This window comes from Streptomyces sp. NPDC050504 (genome assembly GCF_044458065.1).
GTDB lineage: Bacteria > Actinomycetota > Actinomycetes > Streptomycetales > Streptomycetaceae > Streptomyces.
The window spans coordinates 291,721-307,464 of sequence record NZ_JBITHO010000011.1 but is presented as its reverse complement, the minus strand read 5'-3'; the positions used below and the strand labels follow the sequence as shown (position 1 = coordinate 307,464).

Annotated in this window: 13 protein-coding genes; 10 read left to right on the top strand and 3 right to left on the bottom strand. The window is 69.5% G+C overall.

Going from position 1 to position 15,744, the window contains the following annotated elements:
• Window positions 1-7: 7 nt before the first annotated feature.
• Both ACIBNE_RS34785 and ACIBNE_RS34780 read right to left on the bottom strand, forming a co-directional pair.
• Complete coding sequence (locus tag ACIBNE_RS34785; protein ID WP_399278855.1) at window positions 8-1,774, bottom strand: helix-turn-helix domain-containing protein; 1,767 nt, start codon at window positions 1,772-1,774, stop codon at window positions 8-10.
• Window positions 1,771-2,001, bottom strand: a complete 231-nt coding sequence (locus tag ACIBNE_RS34780; protein ID WP_399278852.1) for a helix-turn-helix domain-containing protein — start codon at window positions 1,999-2,001, stop codon at window positions 1,771-1,773. The genes ACIBNE_RS34785 and ACIBNE_RS34780 overlap by 4 nt, the downstream gene beginning before the upstream one ends.
• 200 nt (window positions 2,002-2,201) lie before the next feature.
• Here ACIBNE_RS34780 and ACIBNE_RS34775 point away from each other — a divergent pair, with 200 nt between their 5' ends.
• The 9 genes from ACIBNE_RS34775 (at window position 2,202) to ACIBNE_RS34735 (ending at window position 13,599) form a co-directional block, all read left to right on the top strand.
• Window positions 2,202-3,356 carry a ParA family protein gene (locus ACIBNE_RS34775; protein WP_399278850.1) on the top strand — a complete coding sequence of 385 codons (1,155 nt, stop codon included), beginning with the start codon at window positions 2,202-2,204 and terminating at the stop codon, window positions 3,354-3,356.
• A complete protein-coding gene (locus ACIBNE_RS34770) occupies window positions 3,353-4,681 on the top strand; it encodes a ParB/RepB/Spo0J family partition protein (protein ID WP_399278849.1) in 1,329 nt (442 codons plus the stop codon). Before ACIBNE_RS34775 ends, ACIBNE_RS34770 begins: the two co-directional genes overlap by 4 nt.
• A gap of 519 nt (window positions 4,682-5,200) precedes the next feature.
• Entirely contained in the window at window positions 5,201-6,085 is an 885-nt protein-coding gene (locus ACIBNE_RS34765) for a ParA family protein (protein WP_399278847.1), read from the top strand.
• The gene (locus tag ACIBNE_RS34760) at window positions 6,078-7,046 is read left to right on the top strand and encodes a hypothetical protein (RefSeq protein ID WP_399278845.1); all 969 of its coding nucleotides are present in this window, start codon (window positions 6,078-6,080) and stop codon (window positions 7,044-7,046) included. The genes ACIBNE_RS34765 and ACIBNE_RS34760 overlap by 8 nt, the downstream gene beginning before the upstream one ends.
• 359 nt (window positions 7,047-7,405) lie before the next feature.
• On the top strand, window positions 7,406-7,939 hold the full coding sequence (locus ACIBNE_RS34755; RefSeq protein ID WP_399278843.1) for a hypothetical protein: 534 nt from the start codon (window positions 7,406-7,408) through the stop codon (window positions 7,937-7,939).
• Window positions 7,940-8,393: 454 nt separating this feature from the next.
• Complete coding sequence (locus ACIBNE_RS34750) at window positions 8,394-11,129, top strand: hypothetical protein (protein WP_399278841.1); 2,736 nt, start codon at window positions 8,394-8,396, stop codon at window positions 11,127-11,129.
• Between the two features lie 14 nt (window positions 11,130-11,143).
• Window positions 11,144-12,214 (top strand): fatty acid desaturase family protein, encoded by a 1,071-nt coding sequence (locus ACIBNE_RS34745; protein WP_399278839.1) that lies wholly within the window; start codon window positions 11,144-11,146, stop codon window positions 12,212-12,214.
• Between the two features lie 80 nt (window positions 12,215-12,294).
• Window positions 12,295-13,137, top strand: coding sequence for a metallophosphoesterase family protein (locus ACIBNE_RS34740; protein ID WP_399278837.1), 843 nt, complete (start codon window positions 12,295-12,297; stop codon window positions 13,135-13,137).
• Between the two features lie 102 nt (window positions 13,138-13,239).
• On the top strand, window positions 13,240-13,599 hold the full coding sequence (locus ACIBNE_RS34735; protein ID WP_399278834.1) for a hypothetical protein: 360 nt from the start codon (window positions 13,240-13,242) through the stop codon (window positions 13,597-13,599).
• Here the strand turns inward: ACIBNE_RS34735 and ACIBNE_RS34730 are convergent.
• Complete coding sequence (locus ACIBNE_RS34730) at window positions 13,542-14,786, bottom strand: FAD-dependent monooxygenase (protein WP_399278832.1); 1,245 nt, start codon at window positions 14,784-14,786, stop codon at window positions 13,542-13,544. The genes ACIBNE_RS34735 and ACIBNE_RS34730 overlap by 58 nt on opposite strands.
• A gap of 124 nt (window positions 14,787-14,910) precedes the next feature.
• On the opposite strand from ACIBNE_RS34730, the gene ACIBNE_RS34725 reads away from it, so the two are divergent.
• On the top strand, window positions 14,911-15,717 hold the full coding sequence (locus ACIBNE_RS34725; RefSeq protein WP_399278830.1) for a TetR/AcrR family transcriptional regulator: 807 nt from the start codon (window positions 14,911-14,913) through the stop codon (window positions 15,715-15,717).
• Window positions 15,718-15,744: the final 27 nt, after the last annotated feature.

Here is a 15,744-nt window from a genome sequence, read left to right as displayed (position 1 = left end):
CAGGCAGTCAGTCGGTCTCGGCGCCCGCCGTGTAGACGTCCTTGACCTTCACTTCGGTGACGCCCCTGCCCTCGGTGAAGACGCCGCGCCAGTCGCCGATCACGTGGAGCTCGTCGGTACCCATGGCCCGTACGACCGCGAGACCCTCGTCGTAGCACCTGTACGCCTTCATCCAGAGGTTCGCGAACGCCTGGGAGCGGATCAGGTGCATCCAGTCGGGGCGGTACAGCTCGCGGTTGAAGTTCGACTCCCCCATCGTCGCGACGAACTTGGAGTACATGGCCTTCACGTACTCCAGGGTGACGTCGTCGCCCGCTGCGATGGCCTCCTGGCGGGCCTCGACCAGGGTGGTCCTGAACTTCTCAAGGAGGTTCTCCGTCGCGCCCGAGGTGTACGACTCGTGGATCTCCGGCGGGTCGCAGAGCCCGTACTTGCCCGTCGACAAACGCAGCAGGAGCCGGAGGGTCGGTTCGGTGACCCAGAGGGGGCCCGGCTCGTCGCGGGATCCGATGGGGTTGGGGAGCACGGCCTCGTGCTCCCAGGCGGGCGGGGTGATCAGGTGGACGCCCGCGCGACGGCGGTCGTGGTGGTTGCCCGTGGAGTGTTCGAGGGTGCCGATCGGGAGGTGCGTCTTGAGTGCGGACAGGTAGGCGCCGTTGATGTCGAGCGCGGTGATCTCGTGGCGGCCGGGCGGGAGTTCATCCCGGGTCCACTTCGGCCGGGCCTCCCAGATCTCGTCGGCACCCTTCGACGTCTTCTTGCGGAGGATGTCCGGGAGCGGGGGGTGGCCGATGATTTCGTAGCGGGCACCCTTGCGGCAGGAGTCGAGCAGGGCCATCGCGTCGGGGATCGCCCGGCGTACGAGACGTGCTGTCGCGGCCTCGACGTCACCGTCGTGCGTGGTGAGGGCGTCCCGCACCGCCGCGGCGACGAGGGCCACCTCGTCGGAAGGCTCCTGGAAGGCACGGTTGGTACGGCCGGTTCGGGTGGCGTGAGGCCGCGATTTGTTGTCCGCGGACAACACTTTGGGACCGGCGGGGGTGCTGGAGGGTCGAGGCGATCTGTTGTCCGCGGACAACAGATCGGGGTCGGCAGCGGGCACGGGGGGCGCGGCCGAGGTGTTGTCCGCGGACAACAGATTCGGGTCAGCGGGGGAAGCAGGGGGCTCGGGCGAAGTGTTGTCCGCGGACAACAGATTCGCGACGCCCGGGGCGGCACCCGGTCCGGGTGATGTGTTGTCCGCGGACAACACTTTCGCGGCGCCGGGGGCAGTCGCGGAGGACGGCGAAGTGTTGTCCGCGGACAACAAATCCGGGGTTGCAGCCTCTGCGCATTCCTCTGGAGTGAGGTGCTGCGGGAAGCCTTCTACCTGGTCACGGGCTGGTTGCCCGCACAGCACGCAAGGCTGAGGAGCGGCGAGTTCCTCGTCAGCGGAGACGGAGAGGAAGCCGGAGGCAGAGGCGGAGGCAGTAGCGGGCGCCGGGCCTGAGGCCGGAGCCGGGACCTCGGGCGCGGGGGGCTCTTCCACGGCCGGGGAGGTCTTCGCCCGGAGGCCGTCCAGGAGGTAGGCGTACTTGGTGCGGATCTCGCCGGTGGGCTCGCGGCCCGCTTCCCAGCCGCCGATCGTCGACGGGCTGACGCCGAGCGCGCGGGCGACCTGGGCCTTGGAGAGGCGGGCCGTCTCGCGCAGCCGGACCCGGTCGGCGGGGGCGGGCAGTTCGGCTTCCTCGGTCACCGAGTTCAGCAGGGCGTCGATCGCCTCGAAGTCGCTCACGGGTGGTGCCTCCGGTAGCGGTGCGCCGGGAGCACCGCGCATGCTCGACCCGGGCCCGCCAGCAGGTCGAGAACGGGAATGTCGTAGTGGGCGGCGAGTACCTCGCAGTCCTTCAGCGTCCAGGCCGTCGTTCCGGCCTGGCGGCGCGACACCTGGGTCTGTGTCAGGCCGAGTGCCGCCGCCAGCTCGCGCTGCGGCTCGCCCGTCATCTGGAGCAGTGCTGCCACGGTCGTTCTCAGTGTTCCTTCCAGGCCCGGCTCCATGCGGGGTAACCCTAGTCGACCTTCATGCGTTTTCTGCATGTCCGCCGGTTGCGCGCACCGGCGGGCGCGGGACGGGCCGGGTCGGCCACCGCTTCTGAGAAGTTGTCACGCCAATCCCGCGCGTTGTGTCGTGCATCAGGAGCGAAGGTGAGTAAGGTACCCCCATGACCGCCCCATACGCCCCAGAGGAACGGGAAAAGGTAGTTGCCAAGCTCCCGGCTTCCCTCCGCCAAGAACTGAAGGTCCGCGCCGCAGAATTGGGCGTCGACATCAAGGACGCCGTCACCGAAGGCGTCCACGCCTGGCGCGCCGACTCCGCCCCCCGGCCGACCGTCGACACCTCGGGGGCCAGCTCCTTCTCCACGTACCTGCCCGCGGGGCTGTACGGCGAGCTGAAGAGCGACTGCAAGAAGCGGGGCGTGCCGTTCAACCAGGGCATCGCCCAGTCGATCCGGCTGTGGCTCGACACCCACCGTTCGCCCCGCCGCGTCCCCCGCACCACGGGTGCGAGGCGTCTCGTCATCGGCAACCAGAAGGGCGGCGTCGGCAAGACCGCGATCGCGGCCGGTGTCGCGCAGAGCCTGGCGGAGCTGGGACACCGCGTGTGCCTCATCGACTTCGACCCGCAGGGCCACCTCACGGTGCAGCTCGGCAACCAGATGTTCGGCATCGAGGACCCGAGCCTGGCCAAGCACATGCTGGGCGAGGCCAAGGGCGAGCTGCGGGAGCTGCTGGTCCCGATAGAGGAAGGCGTCTTCGGCGGACGGCTCTTCCTGCTGCCCGCGTGCAAGGACGCGTTCCTCCTGGACGCGAAGCTCGCCACCACCCGCCACGTGCGGGTGAAGGAGACGGCGCTGGAGAAGGCCCTGGAGCAGCTGGAGCAGGACTTCGACTTCATCGTCGTCGACTGCCCGCCGAGCCTCGGCTACTCCATGGACACGGCGCTCTACTACAGCCGTACGCGCGAGGGCGAGGAGCCCGGCACCTCGGGCGTCTACGTCCCGGTGCTGGCCGAGGACTCGTCCGCCGACGCGTACGACATGCTGTCGGACCAGATCCAGGACCTGATCGACGACCTGGACGTCGAGGTCGCCCTGCTGGGCTTCGTGGTCAACATGTACGACGGGCGGAAGGGGTACATCGCGACCTCCTCGCTCAACAGCTGGAAGGAGATCGGGGACCCGCCGGTCGTCGCGGTGATCCCCGAGCTGAAGGAGCAGCGCGAGGCGGTCCGCCTCAAGCAGCCGCTCCTCTACTACGCACCTGAGAGCGAGCAGTCCGAGGCCATGCGGGAGATCGCGCGGAGGATCGTCGTATGAGCCGTGTCGGAGACCGTCTCGGAGCCGGGTCGTTCGGCAGCTCGCCGGCGCGTCCCGGCGGGCGCAGCGCGCGGGGCCGGGCCAAGGCCGTGGCCCAGGGCGACGTGCCCGCGTACGAGCTGGTGCGCATCCCGCTCGACCTCGTCTCGCCCACTCCCATCAACCCGCGCCGGAACTTCGGTACGGAAGAGGAGAAGGAGCGCTTCGGCGAGGAGCTGCGCCAGGCGCAGCTCGCGGCGTGCGTGGTGGTGACCAGGTCCGCGTACCTGAATCTGTGGCCCGAGCACGAGGCGGAGCTGGGTGCCGCCGACTACGTCCTGGTCAACGGCGAGCGCCGGTACCGGAGCGCCACGCACGTGGGGCTCGACGCGCTGGACTTCGTCGTCCGGGACGACCTCGCGTCGTCGCGGGAGGAGTTCGTCGACCACCTCCTGAAGGAGAACCTGGAGCGGGAGGACTTCGACGTCATCGAGCGGGCGCGCGGTGTCCTGGAGCTGGTGCAGGTCTGCGCGGAGGAGTCGGGGGCCGGGGCGAAGGCTCGGGCGTCGAAGCGGCTGGGCAGGGACCGGTCCTGGGTGACCAATCAGCTGGCGCTGCTGGACCTTCCGTACGAGATCCAGACGATGCTGAGCGCGGGCACGATGCCGGAGCGCGACGGGCGGCGGCTGGCTCGGCACAGCAAGGAGAACCCCGCGCTCGGGGCGGCCGGCCTGCTGGCCCACCTCCAGCAGTTCAAGGACCAGGAGGCCCGGACGAAGGCGGAGCAGCGAGCCATCCTCCAGTCCGTGAAGGAGGCAAGGAGCGCGGAGGCCGTCGCTGAAGTGTTGTCCGCGGACAACACTTCGGGGGTCGGAGCGGCGGGGGTGCTGACGTCGACCGCGGGTGCCGTGGAGGCTTCGGGTCCTGCGGCTCCCCCGGCTGATCCTGTTCGTCCTGCGGCTTCGGCTGTACCGACGGCCACCCCGGCGACGGCTCCGGCGACCGCTCCGTCAGCTCCGGCGAAGGCTTCGGCGGCAGCCTCGGCGGCGGCTCCGGCGAAGGCTTCGGCGGCAGCCTCGGCGGCGGCTCCGGCAGCCTCTCCGTCCGCCGCGTTGTTGTCCGCGGACAACACTTCGGAGCTTCGGAAGCCCGCGAAAGCTCCCTCGGAGGCTTCTGTAGGAGCCAACGTGCCGCATCAGGCCGCTGAGCCGAATCCGGCTCCTGGCGCTCAGGCGCTTGTACAGAAGCTCGGTTCGACACCCGCGGAGCAGGCTCGGACGCTCGCGGCGGGACTCAGCAGGAGCGATCTGCACGCGTTGGTGACCGAGCTGCGGACGTACGCATAGCCGGGAGGGAGGTCGATGTGTTGTCCGCGGACAACATCCGGGGCAACTCACGGACAGCACATCGACCCGCTCCCGTCCTCCATCCGAACCCATCCCCGTTACGGATATAACGATGACTCTCACGATGGATGTTCTGTTGAGTACTGTGATCGCTGAGACGAATGTTGTTGCCCTGTTGCTAGCTGTCTCCCTAGTCCACTATCGGGTGACTCAACGGACTGGCGTTCTCATTCGCTGATCTGATTACTCGACACCCTTCCGCTTCCGATACGGTTCCCCCTAGCCGCAGTGAAGCCCTGGGTATCACCCCCTCTCAGGACTTCTGGCGCGTCTCCCCGTGCGCGTAGGGCATTCCTGTTATCGTCGTGCGCACCAGCTCCCGTGTCGCTAGAGCCCCCTGAAAACGGGTCGCTCCAAGGCCGCCTGGTTACTGGGGGATTAGGGACTCATCGGGACTTACCCCCCTGGTGTCACGCGGCGACGACCAGCAGCAACAGCTTCAGAGAGGCGGAGTAAGCGATGAAGGTCATCGCCGTCGCAACCCAGAAGGGAGGGGTCGGCAAGACGAGCACCACCGTCAATCTCGGTGCGGGGCTTGCTCTCTCGGGCGCTCGGGTGCTCGTCGTCGACCTCGACCCGCAGGCGCAGGCAGGTACCGCACTGGGAGTGAACCTCTCCGGTGAGGATCAGTTGGCGCGTTCGCTGGGGTGGGTGCTTCAGGCCCGGCTCCAGGGCATGCGGATGGATCTCTCCACCATCTGGTTCGACCGCAGCGAGCTGCTGGCCGAGTGGGAGGACGCCGGTACGGTCCATCTGCTCGCCTGTGAAGAGTCGACCATGACCGCGGCCCAGGACCTCATCCACAAGAAGGGGTACCAGTCGACGCCCGTACTGCGTCGCATGCTGCTTGAGGCCGCCGACCACTTCGACTTCGTCGTCATCGACACGCCTCCCGCGGTCTCCTCCCTCTCCGCCACCGCACTGGCCGCAGCCGACTACGTCGTGACGGTGTGCATCCCCGAGTACCCCGCGCTCAAGGGCGCGGCCGCGACGCGGGGGACCGTGCGCTACGTGAAGGACCGGACGGGAGGGGAGTGCGACCCCGTCTTCCTCGGGGCCGTGCTCAACCGGGCCAATCCGCCGTCCAAGTGGAAGAGCCAGGAGATCAACATCCGCAACGGCATGCTCGAAGCCGGACTGCACCCCTTCCTCACCGACATCCGCATCGACAACCGGATCTCGGACTCCTTCGCCTACGGGGTGCCCGCCGCGGTCCGTTACGCGAGCCACGCGCCGGGCAAGGCGTACGGGCAGCTGATGCTCCAGATCCTGGAACGGATGCAGCAGCCGCCGGAGAAGTGGGAGACGCCCGAGCTGATCGACCCGGAGGCATCCGTTGACTGAGGCCGGCGGCGCCAGGAAGAAGGCCGCGGCCAAGCCGAAGAAGAAGGCGCCCAGCCACTTCAAGACCAACGGGTCCAATCTCGTGCAGGGGCTGATCGCCGGAGCCGATTCGGTCGCCGGTCGTTCGTTCCTCGGTGGGGGAGGGGTGCCGGAGCCCTCTCGGGGCACCGACGCGCGGTCCGGAGCCGGGTCCCGGGAATCCCTCGTTGACGTCGATGTCGTGGACGAGGCGGACGACGAGGTCGAGGCAGCCGCCGCAGCGGCGCCGCCTGTTGCCTCTGTTGCTCCCGTTTCCCCTGGTACACCTGGTGTAGCTGGGGTTCCGTCCCAGGCGCGGGAGGCCGCGGCTCCAGAGCCGTATCCGTCGCTTGCACCCACGCCCGTCAACCGTCGTCGCGGCCTTCCCTCTGTCGTGTACGAAGTTGTAGAAGCGCTTGACCCGCCCGAGCCGCATGGTCCGGGGCAGCCTTGGGCCCATGAAGCGCTGCACCGGAGCTTCGCCGAGGCCAAGATCCACTCGGAGAAGTGGCGGAGCCATGGATTCCGAATCGAGCCCGAGGTGTTGGAGCTCCTGAAGGACCGGATAAAGGCGGACCGGCGTTCGTCGCGGAACGCCGTGCTCAGCAAGGGTCACTACCTCGACGCCGCGCTGCGGCACGTCCCCGACGACATCGACGAGCTCATCGCCCTGGCCCATGACTTCCAGAACGAACGCATGGGTTACGTGGAGGCCGGTACCCAGTCGACCTACCGGGTCGGGGAGCACGCCTTCGCCTTGGTCTCGAACCTCAATCAAGCTCTGCAGGAGGTCGATTACGGCCGCCGGGGGCTCTACGTCGTATCTGCGGCACTCGAACGTTTTTTGCATGCTATGGCTCTTGAGGGTGAACTTCATAGGCCGCGACGCCGCCGGCAGGAAGCCGAACTGAGAGAGTCGGAAGGCGATCCAGGGGCACAGTAGACCTTTCCGTTTATGTGACGGTCCGTCATCCAGAGATGGGGCCAGCGCCTTGGCGCTGGCCCCATCTCTGCGTTGAGCTGCAGGTTCTTGCTAACGCTGTTGCTATAGCTGTTGCGAAAGATGTTGGGAAGGATGTTGCGCCGTGACTATCGCTGTCACAAATCCTGCGACACTCGATGTCGTGATGAAGCGTTTCGCCTGGGAGTCGGTGACGATGCCTCACTTTGGGCTTCCTGGTTGTAGATTGCGAGGCGGTGGTCGCACATTGAGAGACACGCATTTCTAGTGACGCGGGTTGGGATTGAGCCGGGTGCGCTAGTGTGAGACGCACGATCAACACAGGTTTTGGGAGCAGATCGATGTCATCGCTGTACGGGATGTCCGGGATGAGCAAACAGCTCAGCACGAATGCCGTTGCCGTGGCGGCCGGTCTCAGTGAGTCCTGGGCCTGGCGCGCCCGTGATCAGGGCATCCTCTTCGAGCCTCACTTCGAGGACTCGGTGGTCGCCCTGCGCGTGTACGCGTTCGTCTCCCAGATCGTCTGGCCCGGGACGCGGCGCGCGCGAAGCGCCCGTCAGGAGCTGGAGCTGTGGCAGTCGACGGCGGTCGAGACGGCCCGTCAGGCCGCTTCCGACCCCAACACGACGCCCGACACGGCGCTGTGGGTGCTTGAGGACTCCGTCCATCTCGTCACCACTCCCGCCGAGCGTGCGGCGTTCGACCTTGAGTATCTGAACGGACGAGTAGCGATCCGTATCCCTGTGGGGTTGTGGGTGGCCGAGCTGCCCGACGCGATAGCGGGTCAGGTCGACCGGAGCCGTAGTCGCCGACGCGCTACGGCCGCAAGGGCCCGCAACTCCACCGCCTCGCTGCCGGCTGCGGCAGGGGCCTGAGACGCAGAAACGGCCCGGGAGTTGAACCACCCGGGCCGTTCTATCGAAGGAGTGATGCCCGGCCAGTGACTGGCCGAACAACCTTCTCAGTGGCGACTCCTGTTTTCGCGGGCAGCCGTCGCCACTGATTTCCAAGAGCTCACGGGTTCTTGACCGAGGCGGATGCGAACCACTCCGGTCAAACCGTCAGCACTTTCGTCGCTGTTGCCAGCAACAAGGTGGGAGTGCTTGATCAATTGATCATCCGACCCGTGTAACCCGGCCTAAGCCGTGCCTTGGAACCCGTGCCGTATCCACACCCTTGGAGTGCATCATAGCCGCTGTTCCGAGGGCTGATTTAGTGTTGCCGCAAACTGACGCAAAGTCGTCATCTAAATCACACAAAATCAGTCCATACCGAAATGTTTCGCTCTCAGATCTCTCCGAGAGCGGTCCTCTTCAGCTCGGTCGCGCCATGCGCACCAGGCTGTTCTCCGCCGTTCGTACCCTCCTCGACGACCCCGCACTCGCGGGGCTGTCGGATGCCGCGCGGCTCGGTGCCGTCGTACTGATGGCCAAGGCCTCCGCAACTTCCCGCCGCACGTCCATCTGGGCCGCGGAGCTGGGTCGTTGGGAGGGCCTTTCCGAATCTTCCGTCGACCACGCGGTGCTGCCCGCACTGCGGGGGTCCGGTGCTGTCTCCACCCGTGCCGTCACCGACGCCTCCGGCCAGGTGACCGGGCTGGAGTGTGTCGTCATGCCCGTGTGGCGCGCCCGCCACGACGCCGGGCACCCGCTCGCCCTGTCCCGCAAGGAGCTCGCCACCCTTCTTCGACTTCTGGAAAAGCTCTTCGGTCCGGGCTGGGCGCCCAAGGGCCGCGAGGCGACGCCGCCGGGGCTGCTCGCCGGGCGCCGGGGGAGGGGTGCGGCCACGGACCGGCTCGCCCTGCTGCTGCTCGCGCTCCAAGCCCGTACGGACGGGCGCGTACGGATGGTGGGCGGAACTGTGGCCTCCGGGCGCGGTCGGGCCGGGGCGACGGTCGCCCGGCTGCTGGGCTGCTCGGTCGCGGGCGGCAGCAAGGTCGTGGCCCGCCTCGCGGACCTGGGAGCCGTCGAACTGCCGCGTGCGCAGAGCGGGTCGGGGCTCTTCGGGAAGGCGAGGTTGGTCGTCCCGGCGATCGCGGCGGCGAAGGCCTCGGCTGCGGCTGCGGTTATGGCTGCGGTGCCGGTGCCGGTCTCGGTGCAGGCTGTGGCGACCGCTGCCGGGGCCGGGGCGCGGATGGTGTCCGGTGGGGTTTCTGAGGTTGTTGTTGCTTCCCATGGCCGGGGTCTCCAGCGCCCCGCTGCTGCACCCGGGGGTGGCTGTGCGGGGGAGGAGGGGTTGTGGCCGGTAAACAGCGGGTTCGCGGCGTCTTCGGGAGGGGATGTCCGTGGAATTGCAGAGCGCCCCGGTACTGCCCCCCTCCACACCCACCACGCTTCTGTGGTCGATCCAGGTAATTCCGCTGAGGTTGTCGTTGGGCTTTCCGGCGAAGCCGTGGGGGGCTCGGGCCGTCTGCGGGCCGACGCGCGGGCGCGTGAGGCGGGCGAGGCGGGCGAGACCCACGACGTACGAGAAGCCCAGGAGGCTCAAGGGGCACGTGGGACGCGCCGAGGCGCGGAAAGGCAAAAGACTGCTCCGTCTCGGGATGAGGCGGTGTTCGAAGCGCTGCTGGACGGGCCCGCCTCGGGCCTCTGGGGGCGTATTTCGCGGGCAGGGGGCAGGGAGCGCGTGCTGGCTGCGGTCCAGGCCGAGTTGGGACGGCTGGTGGAGGTCCTGGGGGACCGTGCCGTGGCGGAGCGCGTGCTGGCCGAGCGGCTCGGGCGGCGTGTCGTCGCCCAGGGGTGCGCGCCGGTGCGCAACCCCGTCGGCTGGCTGATCGGGCGTGGGCTGCCGCGCCGTGCCTGCTGCTACGACGTGCGCTGTGACGACGGCGTGCGGATGGACACGGGGGCCGTCTGCGAGGCGTGCCTGGACCTCGTCGCGGGGCGGCGCGCCGAGCGGCGTGCGGTGGGGGAGCGGGTCGCTGCCGAGATCAGTGCGGCGGGGACGCCCTGTGACGGGCGCCGGGTCGCCGATGAGGTGGAACGGCGCTTGGGGGCCGCCGTGTTGAAGCGGGCCCGTGCCGTACGCGCACGGCACGAGGAGGCTCAGGCGTCGCGCGTCGCGGGCGGGGAGGTGGCTGCGGCGGCTGCGGCGCCTGCGGGCAATGGCCTGGGTTTGGGCGTTGAGCCTGGGACGGGATCGGGATCGGGATCGGAGCGAGGATCCCTGGCTGGTGCTGGTGCTGGTGCTGGTGCTGGCGCTGGTTTGGGGGAGGGCTCTGCCGGGGGCGAGTGCGTGTCCTGTGCGGATTGCGGGGCGGGGCACGGGTCCTGCCTGTGCGGTGAGTCCCGCCGTACCTCGGATGCGATCCGGGATGCCGTACGGGCCCACGTCGCGGGAGGCGTCGACCCATTGGACGCGGCGGGTCGGGTGCGGAGCGAGGTCGAGAGCGCGCGGGCGCGGGGGATCGAGGGCGGGGCCACTCGGCAGACCCTCGCGGTGCTGGTGCGGCTGACCGCGGAGAACGCCGCGAGTGCGGCGCGCAGGGAGGCGCTGGAATCGTTGGCGCGGGGGCCGTTGGCCGAGGAGGAGGCGGTACGGGCGTACCGCACGGAACTGGTGCGGCAGCGGGTGGTCGGCGGGCGTGGCGAGGCCGCGCTCGCGGTGGCCAGGGAGGCCGGTGAAACGGCCAGGGGGCGTGCAGCCGAGCGGTTGTTCGCGGAAGGGGTACGGGCGGAGGAGATGCGGGCGCGCGGGACAGGGCCCCTGGGCGGCGCGGCTCCGGGGGCGGCCGGGAAGGCGGCTTCGGTTCTGCACGCGGCGCCGTTCGTGGGCCTGGACGGACGCTTTGGCGCGGTGCCGACCTCGCGTACGGCTGTGGGCACAGCTGTGGGCACGGCGTCCGGTGCGGTGGCGGGCTCCCGTACGGGAGTGGACCCCCGTACCGTCGGCGTGGTCGGGCCCCGGGCCGGAAGCCGGGGGTTGTCCGTGCCAGGACAGACCCGGGCCGAGCGGCTGGCGGTGCTCGCCGCCCGGCCGCTGCCGGGGGAAAACCCCCCTCCGGGGGTGGGGGAAAGTGCACCCGCATCCGGGGGCCAGCGACATTCTGCGGTGGAAAATGCCTGAGCATACTGAGCCGCATGGTCAACAACACGGTGCTGGAACCGGCGATTTCGCCCGGTGCCCGGGAAGACTTCCCGGGAAACCTCAGGGAAAGCGGAAGCGACTTCTCCCGACTTTCCCGGAGAATAACCGAGGCGGGACTGCTGGACCGGCGGCCGCTCTATTACACCCTGCGGTTCGGTGCCGTGGGCGCCGTGCTCGTGGCGAGCTGCGCGGCATTCTTCCTCGTGGGGGCGAGCTGGTACCAGCTGCTGCTCGCGCCGGTGCTGTCCGTGGTGTTCGGTCAGCTGGCGCTCGCCGCGCACGACCTTGCCCACCAGCAGGTCTTCTCGCGCAAGCGGCCCAGCGAGGTCGGCGGGCTGATTGTGGCCAACCTCCTGTTGGGCATGAGCTACGGCTGGTGGATGAACAAGCACACCCGCCACCACGCGAATCCCAATCACGAGGAGAAGGACCCGGACGTCTCGCCCGAGATCCTGGTGTGGTCGCAGCGGCAGGCGCGGGAGGCGAAGGGGCTGCCCCGGTTCGTCGGGCGCTACCAGGCGTACCTGTTCTTTCCGCTGCTCCTGCTCGAAGGACTCAATCTCAGCTTCAACAGCTTCAAGGCGCTGCGCAGCCCCACGATGAAGCGGCCCAAAATCGAGGGGCTGTTGCTCGTACTGCATTTCGCGGCGTATTTCGGGGCGATCTTCACCGTGCTGCCGGTGGGCATGGGGCTGGCCTTCGTCGCCGTCCACCAGGGCCTCTTCGGCGTCTACCTCGGGTCGGTCTTCGCCCCCAACCACAAGGGCATGCCCATGATCACCAAGGGGCAGAAGCTCGACTTCCTGCGCCGCCAGGTGCTCACCTCGCGCAACGTACGGGGCGGTGCCTTCGTCGACGTACTGATGGGCGGACTGAACTACCAGATCGAGCACCATCTCTTCCCGAGCATGCCGACGCCCGCGCTGCGCAGGGCGCAGGTCATCACCGAGGAGTTCTGCGCGGAGCTCGGGGTGCCGTACCACCAGACCGGGTTGCTCGCCTCGCACAAGGAAGCCATGCGGCACCTGATGCACGTCGGCGAGCCGATCCGACAGGCGGGTTGAGTCGGCGGGCGGGGGAGGGGCGTCCGCATGCGGAGATGCCGGGGTACCTCTCGGTGCCATGACCATCTACGGTTCAGAGCATGACGACGGGGAAGCTCTGGGCGATCAGTGACCTTCACGTGGCGTTCGCCGAGAACAGGGCGATCGTCGAAGGGCTGCGTCCCGAGTCGGACGCGGACTGGCTCCTGGTCGCGGGCGACGTCGCCGAGCGGGTCGAGGACGTCGAATGGGCGCTGGGCGTGCTCGGCCGGCGGTTCGCCAAGGTGGTGTGGGCGCCGGGCAACCACGAACTGTGGACGCCCCGCGACGACACCCTCGGGCTGCGGGGCGTCGCCCGGTACCAGCACCTGGTGAAGCTGTGCCGCGCGGCGGGAGTGGTCAGCCCCGAGGACCCGTACCCGGTGTGGGACGGCGAGGGCGGTCCCGCGATCGTCGCGCCGCTGTTCCTGCTGTACGACTACACCTTCCGTACGGGAGGCGCGCGGGACAAGCAGGAGGCGCTGGACCGGGCCTACGAGACGGGCGTCGTGTGCAGCGACGAGTTCATGCTCCACCCCGATCCCTACGCCTCGCGCGACGAGTGGTGCAGGGCGCGGGTCGCGGAGACGGAGGCGCGGCTGGAGGCGTGCGGGCGCGAGCTGCCGATGGTCCTCGTCAACCACTACCCCTTGGTGCGGGAACCGACCCGGATCCTGCGGTACCCCGAGTTCGCACTGTGGTGCGGTACGGAGGCGACCGCCGACTGGCACACCCGGTTCCCCGTCCGGGTGATGGTCTACGGGCACCTGCACATTCCCCGTACGAGTCGGCACGACGGGGTCCGGTTCGAGGAGGTGTCGGTGGGCTATCCGCGCGAGTGGAAGCGGCCGAGGCACCCGCGCGTCGGACTGCGGCAGATACTGCCCGAGCCTGCTGGGCGTTAGATCGAGGAAGTTCACGCAGTCGATTCGCGCAGGCCATGTGCACGGTCGACGGGTGTGGGTGCTCCGCGTGGACCATGGGCGGCGAGAGCGAGGGAGTTGACCATGTCGGTGCTGCTGACCGGGGCTCTGAGCGAGACCCTGCACGGACTCCTGGCCGTTCACACGGCGCAGGAGCGCAACAAGGAGATCGCACGCTCGATGGTGCGGGCCGCGAACGACGGCGGGACGAACGAGCTGACGGGGCATTGGGCGCCCGGCAGTGCCCCAGGGCTCAGACTGGCCTGCGAGAGCGTCATCGCCGACGAGGACCGGGTCGCGCTGCGGCTCGCCGCGGTGAGCGGCGGGGCGAGCTGGCGGCTGCTGGAGGAGCTGCGGTTCGACGCGGCGGGGCGGGTCGTGGAGCACTACGGGGTGCTGGCGGAGGCGGAGCCCTCCGTGGAGGTACGGGCGGAAGCGGCGTAGTCCGGGGCGGTCGGGTAGTCCGGGAGTTCCACCGCGCTGCTCACCTTTTCCCCCGCCTTCAGCATCATGCCCAGCAGCAGCGGCCTGTTCAGCAGGCCGTTGCGCAGGCGCATGCCCGTCCTCGTGGCGGGCGCCAGGAACCTGCCCGTACGGTCGCCGCCCGTCTGGCACCGTTCGGCGTACGCGCGGAGCCTGCTTTCGTAGCGGGCGAAGGCGGTCCTGTGGTCGCCCCCGGCGGCGGCCAGCTCGCCCGCCAGTACGTACGCGGCGACCATCCCCGTGCCCGTGCCCATCCCGCCGATGGTCGCGCCGCAGGCGGCGTCCCCGACGAGGCCGATGCGGCCCTTGGACCAGGCGGGTACGTCCGCGCGGCTGATCGAGTCGAAGTAGAGGCCGGGGCCGGGCACTTCGCGCAGTGAGTCGAGCAGCCGCGGGACTTCCCAGCCGAGCCCGGAGAACGCGTCGAAGAGGAGCCGCTTCTGCTGGTCGGGATCGTGCCGGTCGTACGCGACCTCCGGCGAGGCGAAGACGAAGAAGGCGCCCGCGCGGGTCGGGTCGCGGTGGTCGACGCCGACGGACGCGAGGCGGCCGGGTGCGTTGAGGCCGACGGAACCCCCGGTCAGGCCCAGGTGGTTGGGGAGCTGCCAGGTCGCGGCGTAGTAACCGAGGTGGCTGACGTACTCCTCGTCGGGGCCGAACGCGAGGCGGCGGACGTGGGAGTGCAGGCCGTCCGCGCCGATCACCAGGTCGAACTCGCACGGGGCCGAGTGCCGGAACTCCGCGCGCACGCCGGTCGGGTGCTCGGTGAGCGCGGTGACCGAATCGCCGAACACGTACTCGGCGTACAGGCGGCTGTGCTCGTACAGGATCCGGGTGAGGTCGCCGCGCGGCACCTCGACGGCGCCGCCCGCGAACTCCGCGGGGAGGTCGAGCAGGGTGCGTCCTTCGGCGTCCACGAAGCGCATCGGGCTGCCGCCGGTCTGTGCGCGGCGCAGTTCGGGCAGGAGGCCCATCCGTTCGAGGACGGTCAGGTGGGCTTCGCCCCTGAAGTCGACGGCCTGTCCGCCCTCGCGCAGGGCGGGGGCCAGCTCCACGACGGTCGGGCGGAAGCCGTGGCGGCCCAGCCAGAAGGCGAGGGCGGGGCCCGCGATGCCGGCGCCGGAGACGAGGACGGTCTTCTGGGGCATGAGGGCTCCTGGGAAGGGTGGCGTGTGGGCTGCTCAATAACTGTGTCCATTGGACTCAGTTATTAATGTGTACGGTAGACGCAGTTTTGGTCTTCCGGCAAGGCCTTCCGGCGAGGGGACGCGCATGAGCGACAGGACGGTGCGGCTGCTGTGGGGGCCCCAGCCCACTCCCGCGCGGGGACCCAAGCGCACGCTCGACCTGGACCGGATCGCGCGCGCGGGGGTCGAGGTCGCCGACGCCGAGGGGCTCGCGGAGCTGTCGATGCAGCAGGTCGCGGCGCGGCTCGGGGTCACGAAGATGGCCCTCTACCGGTACGTCCCCGGGAAGGCGGAGCTGGTCGCGCTGATGGTGGACGCGGCTGTGGGGGAGTATCCGGAGGGGGGCGGTTTCGGAGGGGAGGGCGGTCCTGGAGGGAAGGGCGGTTCTTCTTCGGAAGGGGCGGCTTCCGGGGCCGGGTGGCGGGAGGCGCTGGGGGAGTGGGGGCGCCAGCTGTTCGCCGTCTTCGGGCGGCACCCCTGGCTGCTGGACGCCACCATCGGGCCCCGGGTGATGGGCCCCTGCGAGCTGGCTTGGACGGAGCGGGCCGTGGCGGCGCTCGACGGTACGGGGCTCAGCGGCGCCGAGCGGATGGACGCGGTCGTCCTCCTGGTCGGGCACGTGCGGGGCATCACCCAACAGGGGCGGGCCGTGGGGGCGGGCGACAGCCCCGAGGAACAGTTCGGCGCGGTGCTGGGGCCGCTGCTGCGGGAGCACGGGGAGCGGTTCCCCGCGCTTGCGGCGGTCTTCGGGGAGGCGGCGGGGGCGAACGCGGAAGAGGGGGGCGCGGGGAGCGCGGGGAGCGCCGTGCAGCGGGACCAGGCATGGGAGTTCGGGCTCGAACGGATCCTGGACGGACTCGCCGTCCTCATCGAGGGGCGCCGCTCGCGCTGAGCGGTCCTGCGTTGAGGGGAGCGGTCC

What these genes read in the sequence shown, in the direction of transcription:
- ACIBNE_RS34775 (WP_399278850.1), top strand. Translation starts at nt 2,202, where the DNA reads ATGACCGCCCCATACGCCCCAGAGGAACGGGAAAAGGTAGTTGCCAAG.
- ACIBNE_RS34765 (WP_399278847.1), top strand. Translation starts at nt 5,201, where the DNA reads ATGAAGGTCATCGCCGTCGCAACCCAGAAGGGAGGGGTCGGCAAGACG.
- ACIBNE_RS34745 (WP_399278839.1), top strand. Translation starts at nt 11,144, where the DNA reads ATGGTCAACAACACGGTGCTGGAACCGGCGATTTCGCCCGGTGCCCGG.
- ACIBNE_RS34735 (WP_399278834.1), top strand. Translation starts at nt 13,240, where the DNA reads ATGTCGGTGCTGCTGACCGGGGCTCTGAGCGAGACCCTGCACGGACTC.
- ACIBNE_RS34730 (WP_399278832.1), bottom strand. Translation starts at nt 14,786, where the DNA reads ATGCCCCAGAAGACCGTCCTCGTCTCCGGCGCCGGCATCGCGGGCCCC.
- ACIBNE_RS34755 (WP_399278843.1), top strand. Translation starts at nt 7,406, where the DNA reads ATGTCATCGCTGTACGGGATGTCCGGGATGAGCAAACAGCTCAGCACG.
- ACIBNE_RS34770 (WP_399278849.1), top strand. Translation starts at nt 3,353, where the DNA reads ATGAGCCGTGTCGGAGACCGTCTCGGAGCCGGGTCGTTCGGCAGCTCG.
- ACIBNE_RS34725 (WP_399278830.1), top strand. Translation starts at nt 14,911, where the DNA reads ATGAGCGACAGGACGGTGCGGCTGCTGTGGGGGCCCCAGCCCACTCCC.
- ACIBNE_RS34740 (WP_399278837.1), top strand. Translation starts at nt 12,295, where the DNA reads ATGACGACGGGGAAGCTCTGGGCGATCAGTGACCTTCACGTGGCGTTC.
- ACIBNE_RS34750 (WP_399278841.1), top strand. Translation starts at nt 8,394, where the DNA reads ATGCGCACCAGGCTGTTCTCCGCCGTTCGTACCCTCCTCGACGACCCC.